General features: G+C 46.3%; 19 protein-coding genes. 12 read left to right on the forward strand and 7 right to left on the reverse strand.

Features of this window, described 5'->3' with window-relative positions:
• The 3 genes from ACWQ4X_RS18170 to ACWQ4X_RS18180 form a co-directional block, all read left to right on the forward strand.
• On the forward strand, positions 1-296 hold a 296-nt coding region (locus ACWQ4X_RS18170; RefSeq protein ID WP_457904571.1), incomplete at its 5' end, for a hypothetical protein.
• A gap of 108 nt (positions 297-404) precedes the next feature.
• Positions 405-1463, forward strand: a complete 1059-nt coding sequence (locus ACWQ4X_RS18175) for a DNA cytosine methyltransferase (protein WP_005006014.1) — start codon at positions 405-407, stop codon at positions 1461-1463.
• A 65-nt stretch (positions 1464-1528) separates the two neighbouring features.
• The gene (locus ACWQ4X_RS18180) at positions 1529-2854 is read left to right on the forward strand and encodes a DNA cytosine methyltransferase (RefSeq protein WP_457904572.1); all 1326 of its coding nucleotides are present in this window, start codon (positions 1529-1531) and stop codon (positions 2852-2854) included.
• Between the two features lie 368 nt (positions 2855-3222).
• Here ACWQ4X_RS18180 and ACWQ4X_RS18185 read toward each other — a convergent pair whose 3' ends face one another.
• Complete coding sequence (locus tag ACWQ4X_RS18185) at positions 3223-4593, reverse strand: hypothetical protein (RefSeq protein ID WP_227553500.1); 1371 nt, start codon at positions 4591-4593, stop codon at positions 3223-3225.
• Positions 4594-4752: 159 nt separating this feature from the next.
• On the opposite strand from ACWQ4X_RS18185, the gene umuD reads away from it, so the two are divergent.
• Entirely contained in the window at positions 4753-5313 is a 561-nt protein-coding gene (gene umuD, locus ACWQ4X_RS18190) for a translesion error-prone DNA polymerase V autoproteolytic subunit (protein WP_227555106.1), read from the forward strand.
• Positions 5310-6599, forward strand: a complete 1290-nt coding sequence (locus ACWQ4X_RS18195; protein ID WP_043041780.1) for a Y-family DNA polymerase — start codon at positions 5310-5312, stop codon at positions 6597-6599. Before umuD ends, ACWQ4X_RS18195 begins: the two co-directional genes overlap by 4 nt.
• Before the next feature lie 134 nt (positions 6600-6733).
• Here the strand turns inward: ACWQ4X_RS18195 and ACWQ4X_RS18200 are convergent, their stop codons facing one another.
• On the reverse strand, positions 6734-6982 hold the full coding sequence (locus ACWQ4X_RS18200) for a hypothetical protein (RefSeq protein ID WP_042893682.1): 249 nt from the start codon (positions 6980-6982) through the stop codon (positions 6734-6736).
• 686 nt (positions 6983-7668) lie between these two features.
• Positions 7669-8682 (reverse strand): class 1 integron integrase IntI1, encoded by a 1014-nt coding sequence (intI1, locus tag ACWQ4X_RS18205; protein WP_000845054.1) that lies wholly within the window; start codon positions 8680-8682, stop codon positions 7669-7671.
• Positions 8683-8875: 193 nt separating this feature from the next.
• On the opposite strand from intI1, the gene msrB reads away from it, so the two are divergent.
• From msrB to ACWQ4X_RS18240, 7 genes are all read left to right on the forward strand, one after another.
• Positions 8876-9322: a peptide-methionine (R)-S-oxide reductase MsrB gene (gene msrB / locus ACWQ4X_RS18210; protein WP_197793572.1), complete on the forward strand. Its 447-nt coding sequence runs from the start codon at positions 8876-8878 to the stop codon at positions 9320-9322.
• Positions 9322-9828 carry a peptide-methionine (S)-S-oxide reductase MsrA gene (gene msrA, locus ACWQ4X_RS18215; protein ID WP_070342361.1) on the forward strand — a complete coding sequence of 169 codons (507 nt, stop codon included), beginning with the start codon at positions 9322-9324 and terminating at the stop codon, positions 9826-9828. Before msrB ends, msrA begins: the two co-directional genes overlap by 1 nt.
• A 19-nt stretch (positions 9829-9847) precedes the next feature.
• Positions 9848-10615, forward strand: a complete 768-nt coding sequence (locus ACWQ4X_RS18220; protein WP_197793538.1) for a ZIP family metal transporter — start codon at positions 9848-9850, stop codon at positions 10613-10615.
• Between the two features lie 86 nt (positions 10616-10701).
• On the forward strand, positions 10702-11493 hold the full coding sequence (locus tag ACWQ4X_RS18225) for an ANT(3'')-Ia family aminoglycoside nucleotidyltransferase AadA2 (RefSeq protein ID WP_001206356.1): 792 nt from the start codon (positions 10702-10704) through the stop codon (positions 11491-11493).
• Positions 11494-11656: 163 nt separating this feature from the next.
• Complete coding sequence (locus tag ACWQ4X_RS18230; protein WP_000679427.1) at positions 11657-12004, forward strand: quaternary ammonium compound efflux SMR transporter QacE delta 1; 348 nt, start codon at positions 11657-11659, stop codon at positions 12002-12004.
• A complete protein-coding gene (gene sul1, locus ACWQ4X_RS18235) occupies positions 11998-12837 on the forward strand; it encodes a sulfonamide-resistant dihydropteroate synthase Sul1 (protein ID WP_000259031.1) in 840 nt (279 codons plus the stop codon). The genes ACWQ4X_RS18230 and sul1 overlap by 7 nt, the downstream gene beginning before the upstream one ends.
• Positions 12838-12964: 127 nt before the next feature.
• Positions 12965-13465, forward strand: a complete 501-nt coding sequence (locus ACWQ4X_RS18240) for a GNAT family N-acetyltransferase (RefSeq protein ID WP_000376623.1) — start codon at positions 12965-12967, stop codon at positions 13463-13465.
• Here the strand turns inward: ACWQ4X_RS18240 and ACWQ4X_RS18245 are convergent.
• The 4 genes from ACWQ4X_RS18245 to ACWQ4X_RS18260 all read right to left on the reverse strand — a co-directional run bounded on the left by ACWQ4X_RS18245 (position 13434) and on the right by ACWQ4X_RS18260 (position 16655).
• A complete protein-coding gene (locus ACWQ4X_RS18245) occupies positions 13434-14426 on the reverse strand; it encodes a TniB family NTP-binding protein (RefSeq protein WP_001381192.1) in 993 nt (330 codons plus the stop codon). The genes ACWQ4X_RS18240 and ACWQ4X_RS18245 overlap by 32 nt on opposite strands.
• Before the next feature lie 2 nt (positions 14427-14428).
• Entirely contained in the window at positions 14429-14725 is a 297-nt protein-coding gene (locus ACWQ4X_RS18250; protein ID WP_000019232.1) for a hypothetical protein, read from the reverse strand.
• Between the two features lie 522 nt (positions 14726-15247).
• Positions 15248-15676, reverse strand: a complete 429-nt coding sequence (locus tag ACWQ4X_RS18255) for a hypothetical protein (protein ID WP_033917495.1) — start codon at positions 15674-15676, stop codon at positions 15248-15250.
• A gap of 22 nt (positions 15677-15698) precedes the next feature.
• Positions 15699-16655, reverse strand: coding sequence for a hypothetical protein (locus ACWQ4X_RS18260; RefSeq protein ID WP_457904573.1), 957 nt, complete (start codon positions 16653-16655; stop codon positions 15699-15701).
• Between the last annotated feature and the right edge of the window lie 336 nt (positions 16656-16991).

The raw sequence follows: 16991 nt of genomic DNA on the forward strand, positions 1-16991 counted from the left end.
CTGGCATCAATAAAAAAAGAAAAATAGACCTATGTTTTAATATGATTCGCACTTTTGAACAGGTCGCTAAATCTATTAATTTGAATATTAGTAATGAATATTCACTATTAAAGATAGAAGAGAATAGGTTTGATCAGGCTATCCAGGAGTTAACTAAAGATCTAAATATTAGTAAAGGTGCTTACATCCAGATTAATGAGCATCTTGAAGTTAAATTGGCAAAGACATCCAGCACAATTTACGTCAAATTTAGTGATTTAGCATCCGAAAAGCTCAATAAGCTTTATGGTAGATAATCGTCTTCAACTGAATAGACATATAACTATTTTTAAAAAAAATTATATTCATACAAATTACTCTAAAATTAGGTAATCAAGCTCATTGCTTAAAACTTGGAGTCGGTCGTGGATTTAGTAAAAACGCAAAACAATAATGAACAATTGCAACTTTTCAATAAGCTTTTATTGGATGCAAGAAGTAGTTTTATTGATGCTGAGTTTAAGATTTCAAATATCTTTGATGCACCGCATAAGAATGAAGTTGTTCGCTTAAATAAGAAATCACAAGCATATGTTGAAGCTAATGGCTGGATGTCCAGATCTTCCGCATTAGAGCGTTTAGAACAATGGAAAAACGTTGCGTTTAACCAATATCTAGATCCAACGATCCGCAACCAAAACAACCAAAAAATTGTCATTTCTCTTTTTGATTTGTCTGGCACATGGTCACAACCATGGGTTGATGCTGGCTATCAAGTATTTCGCTTTGATATACAGGCAGATCCTTATTTTGGCGATATTAATAACTTCAGCGTGGAATTCTTTAACGAGCTTTTTGCATGCTTTGATGGTTTGGACGTTCATGCGATTTTAGCTGCATGCCCATGTACTGACTTTGCTGTTTCTGGTGCAAGACATTTTACCGCCAAAGATGCTGATGGTCGCACGTTAAGCAGTATTGAGCTGGTGTACCAAACTTTAAGAACAATTGAATTTTTTAAACCGAATATTTGGGCAATTGAGAATCCAGTAGGGCGTATTGCGAGCTTAACCGGGTTGTCGCCGTGGCGTCTGTCGTTTGATCCGTTTCATTTTGGGGATACTTACACTAAGAAAACCTTATTATGGGGTAGATTTAATGCTGACCTACCTATTGCACCAGTAGAGCCTATAGAGGGATCTAAAATGCACAAGTTATATGGTGGGAAAAGCTTGGCCACTAAAAATGCTCGAAGTGTAACGCCTGTTGGTTTTGCATATTCATTCTTTATGGCCAATAACGCGCATGACCATAAACTGATGGCATTTTCAAACAAATATGACCGATTAGACCGGAATCTTTTAAAACTCGCTCTGAATTCAGGAGTTTCTGAATATGAAATTTCGTCTGCCATCGATGATGCTTACTATGATTATGATGATTTGGCAGCCATTGATTCTATAAATGAACTAATGCTTGCCTAAGTATTCATACAGTATTCGCGTACACGAATTTAGTGGCAAAAAGCCAAAAACTTGGAGTTTATATTATGTTTAATTTATTACCACACGAACTTATTGTTGATAATTTTGCCGGGGGTGGTGGAACATCAACCGGTTTAGAACGTGCATTTGGGAGACCGATTGATATTGCTATTAATCATGATCCTAAAGCTTTGGCGATGCACCGGGTAAATCATCCTCTTACAAAACATTATTGTGAAAGTGTTTGGGATGTAGATCCAGTTGAAATCACTGGTAATCAACCCGTTGGATTAGTCTGGTTGAGCCCAGACTGTAAACACCATTCCAAAGCTAAGGGAGGTAAACCTCTCAATAAAAACATTAGGGGATTGGCCTGGATTGCATTGCGCTGGGCAGCAAAGGTTCGACCTCGTGTAATAATGCTTGAAAATGTAACGGAGTTTGCAGAATGGGGTGACCTTGATAAAGATGGACGTCCATGCCCAAAGCGTAAGGGACGAACGTTTAATTGCTTTGTAAATGCATTGAAATATCAAGGATACTCAGTTGAATACAAAGAATTAAAAGCATGTGACTTCGGTTCACCAACTATACGAAATCGATTTTTCTTAATAGCTCGCCGTGATGGATTGCCAATCGTATGGCCAAAGGAAACCCATGGTAATCCTAATACCAGTCTTGTAAAAAAGGGACGTTTATTGCCATGGCGTACAGCTGCTGAATGCGTAGATCTAAGTTTTGATTGCCCTAGTATATTTAAAAGAAAAAAAGCACTGGCACCAGCTACGTTAGAGCGTATTGTTCGCGGTATTTTGAAATATATCGTTCATAATCCAGAGCCATATATCGTTGATGCAGCTGCTCCAATTCTTACAGAATGTGCAAATGGATCAAGTCGGAGATCAATGCCGATCGATGAGCCTTTGAGGACAATTACAGCTGAAACTAAAGGCGGTACCCACTCACTATATGTTTGTCACCTTTCAAAAATGAAAAATGGATGTACTGGCCAAGAGTTAAATGAACCTATGCATACACTCACAACAGTAAATCAATTTGCAGAGGTACGAGCTTTATTAACGAGATTTACTGAAGGGTTAAATTTCAAAAATGAACTTTTTGAAAAATTTGGAATCATTGAAATCAATGATGAACGCTATTGTATTGAAGATATTGGCTTTAGAATGCTTCAACCATTTGAACTTTATAAGGCTCAAGGCTTTCCGCATGATTATATTTTCAGTTATGGACATGATGAAAATAACCAACAATTGAAGTTAACTAAACAAGACCAATATCGTATGGTCGGTAACTCAGTACCACCTGATTTATCTTATGCACTGGTTCTGGCCAACTTTACTCATGAACAGGAATATAGTCTGGCCTCATAAGGCTATTTGCATTCTATAAATTATGAGTTAAAAAAAGAGGTCCCTAATGACCTCTTTTTAAGCTAGATAATAAAATTAATAATTACACTTAAACCAATTTGCTTTACTGTCCCAAACCGTTCTACCAGCTTCAAGTGGGATCTGGTTGTACAACACATCACTTCCAGCTGAGATTCCATTTTGGGTATTTAAAAAGCCTTTGATATGGAACAGAGCCATTAATTATAAAGCAGGGGAATAAGTTTATCCTTGTCTGTGATCGTGGATTCCCATCGGATATTGAAGATCCGAGTATTTATAATTACTTGTCCAATTATATCCAATAGAAATCATTTTCTATAAAACAGAGTGTGTTTCCACACTCTGTTTTATACGGTATTTAGGTCCTTTAAAAGTTCAAAAGCATCCATTTCTTTAACGATGTTCAATAAATATTGCCTGTTGTTTAATAGCAATTCATCAAAGTGACGTATATCAACGATATTACTTAAATTATGTATTTTGAATTGATTTTTTGACATGTAATTAATGCATTCATCTTGATCAAAACATTTTGTTGCTGGAGATCCTGATTCACTTATGAAAATAATGCTGCTGTTCCACATAGATAAATAAAAATATCTGTAAATTTTATCATTTCGCGAAGAGTACCAGTCAGGAAGCATAATTTCACAAGAGTACTTAACATCACCTCCATGAGAATATTGATCCCAAAGTTCAATCATTTCAGAACGTTTTAATTTAGATGTCTCCAGTGCTAAAACTGTGTATTGAGAATCCCTACTTAACCCTAATTTAAAACACATATCTGCGTAATTAATCTGATCGATATCAATTGTGTCTTTGTATCGTTGTTTTTTTAATTGATTCAATAATTCAATCTGATTGCTTGTAAAAATATCCATCCATTGAGTAACTGGCAATGATTTTATTAGGGCCAAAAAAGCTTTTTTATCTTCTCTGGTGCAATCTATGTCTTCTTTCACTTGTCTATTCCGCAAGTATCCATAATTGCCATTTTCTAAATCGGAGCTAACCCAATATGCATCCTGTAAAGTTCTATCGGCTTTACTTTCTAAAGGTGTAATGTCAAATAGTCGGAGATCGTTAGGACAGCACTCTGTAAATGTTGGATGCTTAATAGGTCTGCTGGTATACGCTATTAAAGTTTTACGATGCTTTGATAAGAGAAAAACACTATCTAAATAGTTAGTCATCGTGTTTAGAACGGATAAAGGTAAGGCATATTCTTCATTTTTAGTTTTATATGTATCTAGGACGTCTATCTCAGAGTAACATTCAATATAAGGATAGTGTTGATGCTGACGAAAATTAGCAATAGCTTTTTTATTCTTACTATCAGAAAACTCATATTGAATATTATTCGAGTCTAACCAACTATAAAATGATTGATTAATAATATCCTTCACACGATGATCGATAACCAGGATATCTGGTATTCCAAAAACTAATGGAATATTTGGGCCATTAGTCTTGTAGTAACGGCTCCAAAAAGTCTTCAGGAATTTTGACAGGGAACAACTACTGTCATTTTTTTCATAATATTCCGTGTAATTTAATGGAAAATCATTGACGGAGATGCCAAGTAAACATAATGGCTGCATTGATAGATCAGGATCTATAACTAATGGATCATTAGAACGCATTACGCCGTAGTTAGGCTCTATGAATACCCGTTTGCAAACCTGTACTGTTAAGTAATGAATAATTGGCATCATCTCTGACATATTACGTGTAAATTTTATTATTCATAAGATAGACGATCTTTATTCTAACTCCAAGGATAACCCATTGTGTATTGGTAACTTTTAAGAAATATTTGAACAAACATACAGCTCTCAATACAATGGGTCTCAAATCATAGTAAGGTTTTTTTCATGTCTACTTGCAGTTCAACGTCAGGAAAACCTGAAACGAAAGTTATCGCATTTAGCGGTGCAAATAAAAAGATAAGCGATATTCTTGACCTCGAGCACGTCAGATCTAACTCGCTTTTACAAATTCCTATTGCAGCTGAATTATTATCAGCTGGATTTCCTTCACCAGCACAAGATTTTATTGAAAAGTCGGTCGATCTCAACGAAATGCTGATCACCAATGAGTACTCTACGTTTATTGGTAAAGTAGGCTCTCGTTCCATGCTAAATGCCGGTATAGATATTAACGATAAGCTCATAATCGATAGAAGCTTAGACGCCAAGCATCTAGATATTATTGTTGCTCAGCTAGAAACAGACTTTACCGTTAAGCGGTTGATGATCACCAAGCAAATGTCAGCTGGTGAAATTAATGAAATTTTTGGTCCAGATGCAAAATCTATCCCTCCAGTTTGGCTTAAAGCAGAAAACCAAGAGCACTCACATATTTTTCTAAAACCTGAACAGGAATTGATTGTGTGGGGCGTAGTGACTTACATCATTAAAGACGCACGAAAATGACAAACCGGGTATTTATTCATGTTGATATAAATTCGGCATATTGTTCGATGGAAGCATTTTGGAACCCTAAGTTAAAGGGTAAACCATGCGTTGTCTTAAGCTCTAATGATGGAACAATCATCGCGAGAAGCGCTGAAGCTAAACTCTTAAAAATCCCGATGGGTGCGCCACTCTTTAAGGTCCAAGACATCATCAATAAACATAACGTTCATGTGCTATCGAGCAATTTTGCGCTATATGGCGAAATGTCACGCCGTTTTCATGGAATATTATCTGGTTTTGTAGATCCAAGCTGTTACAGCATTTACAGCATTGATGAAGGCTTTATAGAATTTACTCAATTTACTAAAAACTTTGATGCTACTGAAATGGCACGGGAGATTCGGCATCAAGTATATAAGTTTATTGGCTTAACAACGTGCGTGGGTGTTGGTAGAACACTGACTGAAAGTAAAATGGCCAACAACCTTGCCAAAAAGAATCCAGAATTAAATGGAATCTGTAATTTAGTGACAATGAGCCTGGTAGATGTCGAAAGCTACTATCAAAGCATGCCAGTTGATGAAATATGGGGTGTAGGGCGAAAGTACGCTAAAAAGCTTAATGACATGGGGATTTTAAGTGTGCTGGATCTTGCAACATCCAACCCGAATCGAATGCGTGAACTCTTCAATGTGAATATGCAAAGTACGATTTTAGAATTGCTTGGCCAGCCATGCTTTGAATTTGAAAGTTCACCTAAGGCGAAACAACAGATTGTCTCGAGCAAATCTTTCGGCCAGAAAATTACTGAGCTCTCAATTCTTCAAGAAGCCATCAGCAAATATACCCATAATGCATTCAATCGGCTTGTTGCTGAACACCAGCTATGCGGATCTCTGATTGTTTTCTTGCAATCCAACCCATTTGACCAGTCAAAACCGTATTACAGCAAGTCGTTAACATACACGTTTACCCAACCTACAAACAATTTGATGCAACTGGTTAAAGCTGCCACATCACTGATTGATAAATTGTACAAAGAGGGGATAGAGTTTAAGAAATGTGGCGTGATGTTGTGTGAATTGATAAAAGAAGAACATCGCACGATCGGCCTACTAACTGACGTAGAGCAGCTTGAAAAAGAGCAAGCGTTAATGACGGCGTTTCAAAACATTCAAAGTAAGTTTGGCAAGGCTAAAATTGCTGCTGGATCATGTAATCTGAAAAATAGAGATTGGGAACCTAAGTCAGAACGTCAAAGCCGTAACTATTTTAGTGAGGCTGGTATGATTGTCTTCAATTGATTCATTTGAGGGAATTTGTTGGCAATGACGGGGATGGTCAGACTCGAACTGGCATTCAAGGAATCAAACCTTTGCCTTAAAGAGATTGATCAAATCTCAAAATCAATTGGCTACACCCTCGGAAATATAAGAAATTAAGATTGCTGATAGCTTCTTGGTGATTCAGCTGGTGTACCATCATCATATCGCCAAAATAAGAAGCTTCCACTCCATTCGACTTCACCTGAAGCATAGTCACGGATCTTATCGCTCCAGCGGATAGGTTTAATTTCATGGTCTAAGAATTCATCCCACACAATAAACGCCGTGCCATCTTTGTTTGGGATTTGGTTCTCTATGAAGAACCAGGGTGACTTCACATCAACAGAACAGCGTTTTGTCATTTTGTCTCTCTCACTCTTTTGAGTCGTATGCATATTCATATAAGCCTCAAATCAATTGAAAAGATCCTGGAAACTGTTTTGAACGTCAGATCGTGCGATCGGCGCTGTTTCTTGTTGCTGTGACTGACCATTAAAGTCTCAAAAATGACATTAATGTTCTAAACTTTAACAATATAGTTGTAAACTCAAAGAGGAAGTTTGAATGAATATTACGAAAAAATCAGATTCAATACTTGTGGTATTTTTTAAGTTGTTTCTTTGTAGCAGTGCATTTGTTGCATGTATTTTATTTGGATTTTGGTTGAGTCCAATGCAAGTACCATCCCCAATAGTCATTTTTATATCACTTGCAATCACCGTTTTATTTACTTATTGGATATTTGGAATAGGTAAACTCAAACATAAGTAAATTTACAACTATTATGTCATAAATGGATTGGTTATCTAAACTCAAAGTTCATTGAGTTTAGAACTATAATGTAAATTTACTGAATCATACCTAATGTAAGTTATTGATTTTATGATTCATCAGTTTAAGTCTTTAATGTGCAAAGACATCAGGCAACGACGGGCTGCTGCCGGCCATCAGCGGACGCAGGGAGGACTTTCCGCAACCGGCCGTTCGATGCGGCACCGATGGCCTTCGCGCAGGGGTAGTGAATCCGCCAGGATTGACTTGCGCTGCCCTACCTCTCACTAGTGAGGGGCGGCAGCGCATCAAGCGGTGAGCGCACTCCGGCACCGCCAACTTTCAGCACATGCGTGTAAATCATCGTCGTAGAGACGTCGGAATGGCCGAGCAGATCCTGCACGGTTCGAATGTCGTAACCGCTGCGGAGCAAGGCCGTCGCGAACGAGTGGCGGAGGGTGTGCGGTGTGGCGGGCTTCGTGATGCCTGCTTGTTCTACGGCACGTTTGAAGGCGCGCTGAAAGGTCTGGTCATACATGTGATGGCGACGCACGACACCGCTCCGTGGATCGGTCGAATGCGTGTGCTGCGCAAAAACCCAGAACCACGGCCAGGAATGCCCGGCGCGCGGATACTTCCGCTCAAGGGCGTCGGGAAGCGCAACGCCGCTGCGGCCCTCGGCCTGGTCCTTCAGCCACCATGCCCGTGCACGCGACAGCTGCTCGCGCAGGCTGGGTGCCAAGCTCTCGGGTAACATCAAGGCCCGATCCTTGGAGCCCTTGCCCTCCCGCACGATGATCGTGCCGTGATCGAAATCCAGATCCTTGACCCGCAGTTGCAAACCCTCACTGATCCGCATGCCCGTTCCATACAGAAGCTGGGCGAACAAACGATGCTCGCCTTCCAGAAAACCGAGGATGCGAACCACTTCATCCGGGGTCAGCACCACCGGCAAGCGCCGCGACGGCCGAGGTCTTCCGATCTCCTGAAGCCAGGGCAGATCCGTGCACAGCACCTTGCCGTAGAAGAACAGCAAGGCCGCCAATGCCTGACGATGCGTGGAGACCGAAACCTTGCGCTCGTTCGCCAGCCAGGACAGAAATGCCTCGACTTCGCTGCTGCCCAAGGTTGCCGGGTGACGCACACCGTGGAAACGGATGAAGGCACGAACCCAGTTGACATAAGCCTGTTCGGTTCGTAAACTGTAATGCAAGTAGCGTATGCGCTCACGCAACTGGTCCAGAACCTTGACCGAACGCAGCGGTGGTAACGGCGCAGTGGCGGTTTTCATGGCTTGTTATGACTGTTTTTTTGTACAGTCTATGCCTCGGGCATCCAAGCAGCAAGCGCGTTACGCCGTGGGTCGATGTTTGATGTTATGGAGCAGCAACGATGTTACGCAGCAGGGCAGTCGCCCTAAAACAAAGTTGGGCGCATATTGTTTTCGAGGCAAATTTTATCCAAGCACGCTCATGGAGAATTTCATGAAGATGTACAAGAAATCTGAAGACACCGTCGCCAACCTGACGCCGGAACAGCACCGAGTAACCCAGCAAGGTGGCACGGAGCGTCCAGGAACAGGCGAGTATCTACACAATCACGAGCCGGGCATCTATGTGGATGTCGTGTCTGGTGAACCGCTGTTTGCATCTTCCGACAAGTTCGAATCGGGCTGCGGTTGGCCCAGCTTCACCAAACCCATTGAGCCCGCGCACATCAATGAAGTGCGCGACACCAGCCACGGCATGATCCGCACGGAAGTTCGCTCCACTTATGGCGATAGTCATCTGGGGCATGTATTCCCGGATGGTCCGCGGGATCGCGGAGGCTTGCGCTACTGCATCAATTCGGCTTCGCTGCGCTTCATCCATCGGGACGACATGGAAGCGGAAGGCTACGGCGAATACCTCAATCAAGTGGAGAATATCTAATGATACAAGAGCGCGCTGTTTTAGCAGGTGGCTGTTTCTGGGGCATGCAGGATCTGATTCGCAAGCTGCCGGGCGTACACAAAACGCGGGTTGGATACACTGGTGGCGATGTTCCCAATGCCACCTACCGTAATCATGGCTCTCACGCCGAAGGTATCGAAATACTCTTTAATCCGGATGAGATTTCCTATCGCCGTATCCTGGAGTTCTTTTTTCAGATACATGATCCAACCACCGCCAGCCGGCAGGGCAATGATCGTGGCACGTCTTATCGTTCGGCGATTTACTACGTTAATGACATTCAGAAACAAACGGCGCTCGATACGATTGCCGACGTCAATGCCTCAGGCTTGTGGCCGGGCAAGGTCGTAACCGAACTCGCGCCGGTCGGCGATTTCTGGGAGGCCGAGCCTGAACATCAGGATTATCTGGAACGCTTCCCCAACGGCTACACCTGCCACTACCCGCGCCCGAACTGGGTATTGCCGGACCGGGCGGATAAATAATGCTCACAGCGAGGCACGCATGACCATTACTCCTGTTGATTCCATCATCACTGCTATCGCCTGGGGCGGCGTTCCCGCCGCCGGAATTATGCTGGGTACCTTATTGGGCATATTCGCGCCCCTGACACACGGCACTATTGCTCGATCTATGTCCGTCGGCGCTGGCTTGTTGCTCGCCGCTGCGACGGTAGAGCTGGCAGCGGAGGTGTTCAAGGTCACCCCCTATATGGGTGTTCTGGCGCTGCTAATTGGCGCGGCGGCCTTTAGCGCGGGCAATGCCTGGCTGTCGAGCCGGGGCGCCCAGCATCGCAAGCGTTGCGGCGAATGCGTGGCGCAACCCAGCGAGGCCGAGATGCCCAATAGTGGGCTGGCTATCGCCATGGGAACGGCGATGGATGCCGTGCCAGAGGCATTGGTACTCGGGCTGGTGTTGTACTCGCACGGCCCCGAAGTGGCACTGATCGTCGCAATCACCCTTGGAAACTTACCCGAGGCCATGTCCGCCTCCGCAGGCATGCGTGCGGCTAATCGCTCGGTTGGCTGGATATTGTGGCTGTGGGGCTTGATCGCGGCGGCAACGGCTTTGCTGACCGGCGCCGGGTTTGCCATGGCGGGCACACTAACCGAGAACACAGCGCTGCTGTTGCAAGCGTTCGGCGCGGGCGCGTTGCTGGCCATGGTCAGCGAAACCCTGCTACCAGAAGCCGCGCACGAGGGACCGGCCTACTCAGGTTTGGTAACCGCGCTCGGCTTCGCCGCGCTGCTCTTGGTGGCTTTACTTGTGTAGTTTTGTGAGACTGCCCAACAACACGTTCAACCGGATCTCGGGGACGCTGCGCGCCCCTCGGCCGGTTAACGTGAACGTTAGACATCATGAGGGAAGCGGTGACCATCGAAATTTCGAACCAACTATCAGAGGTGCTAAGCGTCATTGAGCGCCATCTGGAATCAACGTTGCTGGCCGTGCATTTGTACGGCTCCGCAGTGGATGGCGGCCTGAAGCCATACAGCGATATTGATTTGTTGGTTACTGTGGCCGTAAAGCTTGATGAAACGACGCGGCGAGCATTGCTCAATGATCTTATGGAGGCTTCGGCTTTCCCTGGCGAGAGCGAGACGCTCCGCGCTATAGAAGTCACCCTTGTCGTGCATGACGACATCATCCCGTGGCGTTATCCGGCTAAGCGCGAGCTGCAATTTGGAGAATGGCAGCGCAATGACATTCTTGCGGGTATCTTCGAGCCAGCCATGATCGACATTGATCTAGCTATCCTGCTTACAAAAGCAAGAGAACATAGCGTTGCCTTGGTAGGTCCGGCAGCGGAGGAATTCTTTGACCCGGTTCCTGAACAGGATCTATTCGAGGCGCTGAGGGAAACCTTGAAGCTATGGAACTCGCAGCCCGACTGGGCCGGCGATGAGCGAAATGTAGTGCTTACGTTGTCCCGCATTTGGTACAGCGCAATAACCGGCAAAATCGCGCCGAAGGATGTCGCTGCCGACTGGGCAATAAAACGCCTACCTGCCCAGTATCAGCCCGTCTTACTTGAAGCTAAGCAAGCTTATCTGGGACAAAAAGAAGATCACTTGGCCTCACGCGCAGATCACTTGGAAGAATTTATTCGCTTTGTGAAAGGCGAGATCATCAAGTCAGTTGGTAAATGATGTCTAACAATTCGTTCAAGCCGACCGCGCTACGCGCGGCGGCTTAACTCCGGCGTTAGATGCACTAAGCACATAATTGCTCACAGCCAAACTATCAGGTCAAGTCTGCTTTTATTATTTTTAAGCGTGCATAATAAGCCCTACACAAATTGGGAGATATATCATGAAAGGCTGGCTTTTTCTTGTTATCGCAATAGTTGGCGAAGTAATCGCAACATCCGCATTAAAATCTAGCGAGGGCTTTACTAAGCTTGCCCCTTCCGCCGTTGTCATAATCGGTTATGGCATCGCATTTTATTTTCTTTCTCTGGTTCTGAAATCCATCCCTGTCGGTGTTGCTTATGCAGTCTGGTCGGGACTCGGCGTCGTCATAATTACAGCCATTGCCTGGTTGCTTCATGGGCAAAAGCTTGATGCGTGGGGCTTTGTAGGTATGGGGCTCATAATTGCTGCCTTTTTGCTCGCCCGATCCCCATCGTGGAAGTCGCTGCGGAGGCCGACGCCATGGTGACGGTGTTCGGCATTCTGAATCTCACCGAGGACTCCTTCTTCGATGAGAGCCGGCGGCTAGACCCCGCCGGCGCTGTCACCGCGGCGATCGAAATGCTGCGAGTCGGATCAGACGTCGTGGATGTCGGACCGGCCGCCAGCCATCCGGACGCGAGGCCTGTATCGCCGGCCGATGAGATCAGACGTATTGCGCCGCTCTTAGACGCCCTGTCCGATCAGATGCACCGTGTTTCAATCGACAGCTTCCAACCGGAAACCCAGCGCTATGCGCTCAAGCGCGGCGTGGGCTACCTGAACGATATCCAAGGATTTCCTGACCCTGCGCTCTATCCCGATATTGCTGAGGCGGACTGCAGGCTGGTGGTTATGCACTCAGCGCAGCGGGATGGCATCGCCACCCGCACCGGTCACCTTCGACCCGAAGACGCGCTCGACGAGATTGTGCGGTTCTTCGAGGCGCGGGTTTCCGCCTTGCGACGGAGCGGGGTCGCTGCCGACCGGCTCATCCTCGATCCGGGGATGGGATTTTTCTTGAGCCCCGCACCGGAAACATCGCTGCACGTGCTGTCGAACCTTCAAAAGCTGAAGTCGGCGTTGGGGCTTCCGCTATTGGTCTCGGTGTCGCGGAAATCCTTCTTGGGCGCCACCGTTGGCCTTCCTGTAAAGGATCTGGGTCCAGCGAGCCTTGCGGCGGAACTTCACGCGATCGGCAATGGCGCTGACTACGTCCGCACCCACGCGCCTGGAGATCTGCGAAGCGCAATCACCTTCTCGGAAACCCTCGCGAAATTTCGCAGTCGCGACGCCAGAGACCGAGGGTTAGATCATGCCTAGCATTCACCTTCCGGCCGCCCGCTAGCGGACCCTGGTCAGGTTCCGCGAAGGTGGGCGCAGACATGCTGGGCTCGTCAGGATCAAACTGCACTATGAGGCGGCGGTTCATACCGCGCCAGGGGAGCGAATGGACAGCGAGGAGCCTCCGAACGTTCGGGTCGCCTGCTCGGGTGATATCGACGAGGTTGTGCGGCTGATGCACGACGCTGCGGCGTGGATGTCCGCCAAGGGAACGCCCGCCTGGGACGTCGCGCGGATCGACCGGACATTCGCGGAGACCTTCGTCCTGAGATCCGAGCTCCTAGTCGCGAGTTGCAGCGACGGCATCGTCGGCTGTTGCACCTTGTCGGCCGAGGATCCCGAGTTCTGGCCCGACGCCCTCAAGGGGGAGGCCGCATATCTGCACAAGCTCGCGGTGCGACGGACACATGCGGGCCGGGGTGTCAGCTCCGCGCTGATCGAGGCTTGCCGCCATGCCGCGCGAACGCAGGGGTGCGCCAAGCTGCGGCTCGACTGCCACCCGAACCTGCGTGGCCTATACGAGCGGCTCGGATTCACCCACGTCGACACTTTCAATCCCGGCTGGGATCCAACCTTCATCGCAGAACGCCTAGAACTCGAAATCTAACGTCCGTTCGGGCATCGAGGTCCATGTCGGGGTGGGACGGGCCCGTGGCTTCAAGATCACTTGCAGTCCGACCGCGATGTCTTGGTTGCGCGAGAGGTTGTCGACAGGCCATGCTGAGTGTGCGATGGTTGATCGCTTCCTCGCCGCTCTCCACGGCGACGATGGCCGCCGCCATCAGCAAGTGCGCCAGTTCCCCTATGGTGCCCTCGCTGCGTGTGAGCAGGTAGCGAGCCATGTCCAGCGTGGCAATTGGGGAAGGCCGGCGCAGCGGGAGCGAAGCGGCGAAGCTGGCCAGCAGTGAGCAGCAATCGTCGTTGGCCTCCCATACCGGCAGCATCATCGGCTCGAAGCGATTTTCCAACTGGTCATCGGAGCGGATGGCTAGGTAGGCGTCGCGCGTGCCTACCCCAACCAACGGGATGCGCAGTTCGTTGCCGAGGAAGCGCAGCAGGTTGAGGAATTCCCGGCGGTTGACGCTGTTGCCGGCCAGCACGTTGTGCAGCTCGTCGATCACCAGCATGCGCACGCCGACCTTGCGCAGCAGTGCCAGAGCCAGTTGCTCCATTTCCGGCAACCGTGGGCGTGGGCGCAGCGGCGCGCCCATCGCGGCGAGCAGCGCGACGTAGAAGCGGATCACGGACGGCTCGGACGGCATCTGCACGACCAACACCGGGATGTGCTCCTGGTCGGCGTCGGAGCTGGCCGGGTGGGTGCGGCGGAACTTCTCGACGATCATCGACTTGCCATTGTTGGTCGGGCCAACCAGCAGCAGGTTGGGCATGCGTTGCTTGTTTGGCCACGCATAAAGGGCTTCCAGCCGGTTCAGCGCCTCGACTGCGCGCGGATAGCCGATCCAGCGGTCGGCGCGAAGGCGCTGGATGCGCTCGTCCGCCGGAAGACGGGCCAAGCCCTGGGCCGCCGGCAGCAGGTGGGACAGGTCGATGATGGGATATTCGTCCACGGCTACCACTCCTCAATCTGGTCGAACGGTTTGGCGGGTGGCAAGTTGTCTGCCTGCGGGTCGGCAATATCCGTATCCGGCGGAACGGGCTTGTCCGGCCGAGCTGATGTCTTGAGGTGCTGGCGGCGATCCGCGTCACGCCGCGCCTTGCGTGTGGCCTTCTGCGCGCTGGTCACAATCTCACGCATCTGGCCGATCATGCGGAACAGCGCCGACTCATCCACCTGTTCGCGCCCTTGCTGCCGCAGTTTCGCCAGCGCCTGCCGTTGTTCCCAGAGGGTGACAGCCGGATGCGACAAGGTACGGTAGGGAATTTCCAGGTAATGCTGTCCCTCCGGTTCCAGGACCCAGATACGGCTGATGTCGCGCGGATCGCGCCGGATCAGAAAGGACGGCCAGCGTTCACGCCGCTGTGACTGACCATTAAAGTCTCAAAAATGACATTAATGTTCTAAACTTTAACAATATAGTTGTAAACTCAAAGAGGAAGTTTGAATGAATATTACGAAAAAATCAGATTCAATACTTGTGGTATTTTTTAAGTTGTTTCTTTGTAGCAGTGCATTTGTTGCATGTATTTTATTTGGATTTTGGTTGAGTCCAATGCAAGTACCATCCCCAATAGTCATTTTTATATCACTTGCAATCACCGTTTTATTTACTTATTGGATATTTGGAATAGGTAAACTCAAACATAAGTAAATTTACAACTATTATGTCATAAATGGATTGGTTATCTAAACTCAAAGTTCATTGAGTTTAGAACTATAATGTAAATTTACTGAATCATACCTAATGTAAGTTATTGATTTTATGATTCATCAGTTTAAGTCTTTAATGTGCAAAGACAGTTGCACAACTTCATCAATCAAATAAGCAACAGGACTTACAGATTGGCTTTTTGTGAAAGTCGGTGCACCAGCTTCAGCGATAAACTTCTCGCTAATCGGTTTTTTGATTTCTAAGCGATACACACGGCGCAGCTTGTTTAAGCAATCAGACATTGAGCCATCGCCAATACCGTGACGGGCTTTCTTGTTATCACGAGTCTTAAACGTGAAGTATGGAAAATGTTTGGCCATGACTGCAGTAATGTCTTTACCAACCAAGTAAATGTGGCTGTGTGTTTCGTAGAAGTGGGTAAATGACGTCTCTACGTGATAAGCAGCCAACAAGCTTTTTGCTTGAGGGTCAGTGATAACCGATTTAACTTGGTTAATCATTTTTTTGGCAATTGTTTTGTTATTCATGATGAACACCCTATAAATTTGATTAATTAGATTGAGTTAATGCAAGTTGCGTAAAAATACGTTTTAGGCACACTTTACATGTAACAAGGTGCGGTACCGTGTCCACGGTAACTTCACCTACTTTCATTTTGAATTCTTTCTTTGCTTCATCTGCAGGGAATAAGCCTCCAGCTGAGCACAAGTACTGGTTTTTCTCACGAACCAATTTAGATCCTGAGTAGTCTTCATCAAAAACCAAGTGAGTCACTGTATTTGATTTTTCACCATCGCCCCATGATCCAGCTGACAAGCCTGACATTACAATTTTTACACCAGTGAACCATTTGAACGGTAAAGCACTGAAGTTTTTCTTCTGATCGATAGCATCAAAGATCGGTTTAGCTTGTTGCAGCGCATTGAATAATTCAAACAATGCAGTAATTTTTTTCTTAGCATCCTGTTCAGCCTGGTTCCACTTGGTTTGCGCCTCATACTCAGCACGGGTATACCAGACCACTTGCCCATTTTTTGCATATAGCCAAAGTTTTTTACCAGTCATGAGATGGTTCACCATCGCATCGGGCATATCAAACATGAGGTTGTTAAATGACATAACTTTGTCATTCAGGTTGATAAAAGACTTTTTATCTTCAGGTAGTAGCACCGGCACTAACGTAGAGCGTACTAATGCTTCGTAGTTGTCAGTAGACATGCTAGAACGTGGGAAACTATGACCTGTAAACACTGGCTTAAGATAAGGGTTGTATGGCAACTCAGTTGCTAAAACCTTGGTGGACCATTCTTCCCACAAATTGAACTTTTTAGCTTGTTCAACCATATGGTGCAGATCTGCATTAGAAATTCTAACTGATGGCATTGAAGGGTTATTTATTGATTCTGGCGCACGAGTTACACGAACAAGTTCTATAACTTCATGCGCTTCAATTGGACCATATTTGCGATCAAGGTTTTTGCTAAGTAATTCATTAATAGTAACCATTTCAACTCCAAGTTTTAAGCTTTCTGCTTCAATATGTTTATTTTAAGATAGAACCTAAACCAAAAACTTTTTTAAAATTATTTATTTTTATTATTGTTTTACTGGTCCTTGCTGCGACTTTTAACAGATAGCAGCTAAAAATAGTAATGAGGATGCTATTAAAATGATGGAAGCAATTAAGGTACCATACAAATAAGCATTGATCCTGGTGCGCCAGATCTAGCGCTGGCCACAACCAAATTTCTAAACCTTTTTTTAATCAATTAAAAAACATCGAATGCGGTTTTCAACTGCCAACCAGTGAAGCAATAGACATGCTTCACTGGTTGTTGTTAT

The sequence above is a fragment of the Acinetobacter sp. NigerLNRRAM0016 genome, from assembly GCF_054112845.1.

Coding starts and splice junctions, on each gene's coding strand:
- ACWQ4X_RS18180 (WP_457904572.1), top strand. CDS start 1,529: ATGTTTAATTTATTACCACACGAACTTATTGTTGATAATTTTGCCGGG.
- msrA (WP_070342361.1), top strand. CDS start 9,322: ATGATACAAGAGCGCGCTGTTTTAGCAGGTGGCTGTTTCTGGGGCATG.
- ACWQ4X_RS18230 (WP_000679427.1), top strand. CDS start 11,657: ATGAAAGGCTGGCTTTTTCTTGTTATCGCAATAGTTGGCGAAGTAATC.
- ACWQ4X_RS18195 (WP_043041780.1), top strand. CDS start 5,310: ATGACAAACCGGGTATTTATTCATGTTGATATAAATTCGGCATATTGT.
- intI1 (WP_000845054.1), bottom strand. CDS start 8,682: ATGAAAACCGCCACTGCGCCGTTACCACCGCTGCGTTCGGTCAAGGTT.
- umuD (WP_227555106.1), top strand. CDS start 4,753: ATGTCTACTTGCAGTTCAACGTCAGGAAAACCTGAAACGAAAGTTATC.
- ACWQ4X_RS18255 (WP_033917495.1), bottom strand. CDS start 15,676: ATGAATAACAAAACAATTGCCAAAAAAATGATTAACCAAGTTAAATCG.
- ACWQ4X_RS18260 (WP_457904573.1), bottom strand. CDS start 16,655: ATGGTTACTATTAATGAATTACTTAGCAAAAACCTTGATCGCAAATAT.
- ACWQ4X_RS18240 (WP_000376623.1), top strand. CDS start 12,965: ATGGACAGCGAGGAGCCTCCGAACGTTCGGGTCGCCTGCTCGGGTGAT.
- ACWQ4X_RS18225 (WP_001206356.1), top strand. CDS start 10,702: ATGAGGGAAGCGGTGACCATCGAAATTTCGAACCAACTATCAGAGGTG.
- ACWQ4X_RS18220 (WP_197793538.1), top strand. CDS start 9,848: ATGACCATTACTCCTGTTGATTCCATCATCACTGCTATCGCCTGGGGC.
- ACWQ4X_RS18185 (WP_227553500.1), bottom strand. CDS start 4,593: ATGATGCCAATTATTCATTACTTAACAGTACAGGTTTGCAAACGGGTA.
- sul1 (WP_000259031.1), top strand. CDS start 11,998: ATGGTGACGGTGTTCGGCATTCTGAATCTCACCGAGGACTCCTTCTTC.
- ACWQ4X_RS18200 (WP_042893682.1), bottom strand. CDS start 6,982: ATGACAAAACGCTGTTCTGTTGATGTGAAGTCACCCTGGTTCTTCATA.
- msrB (WP_197793572.1), top strand. CDS start 8,876: ATGAAGATGTACAAGAAATCTGAAGACACCGTCGCCAACCTGACGCCG.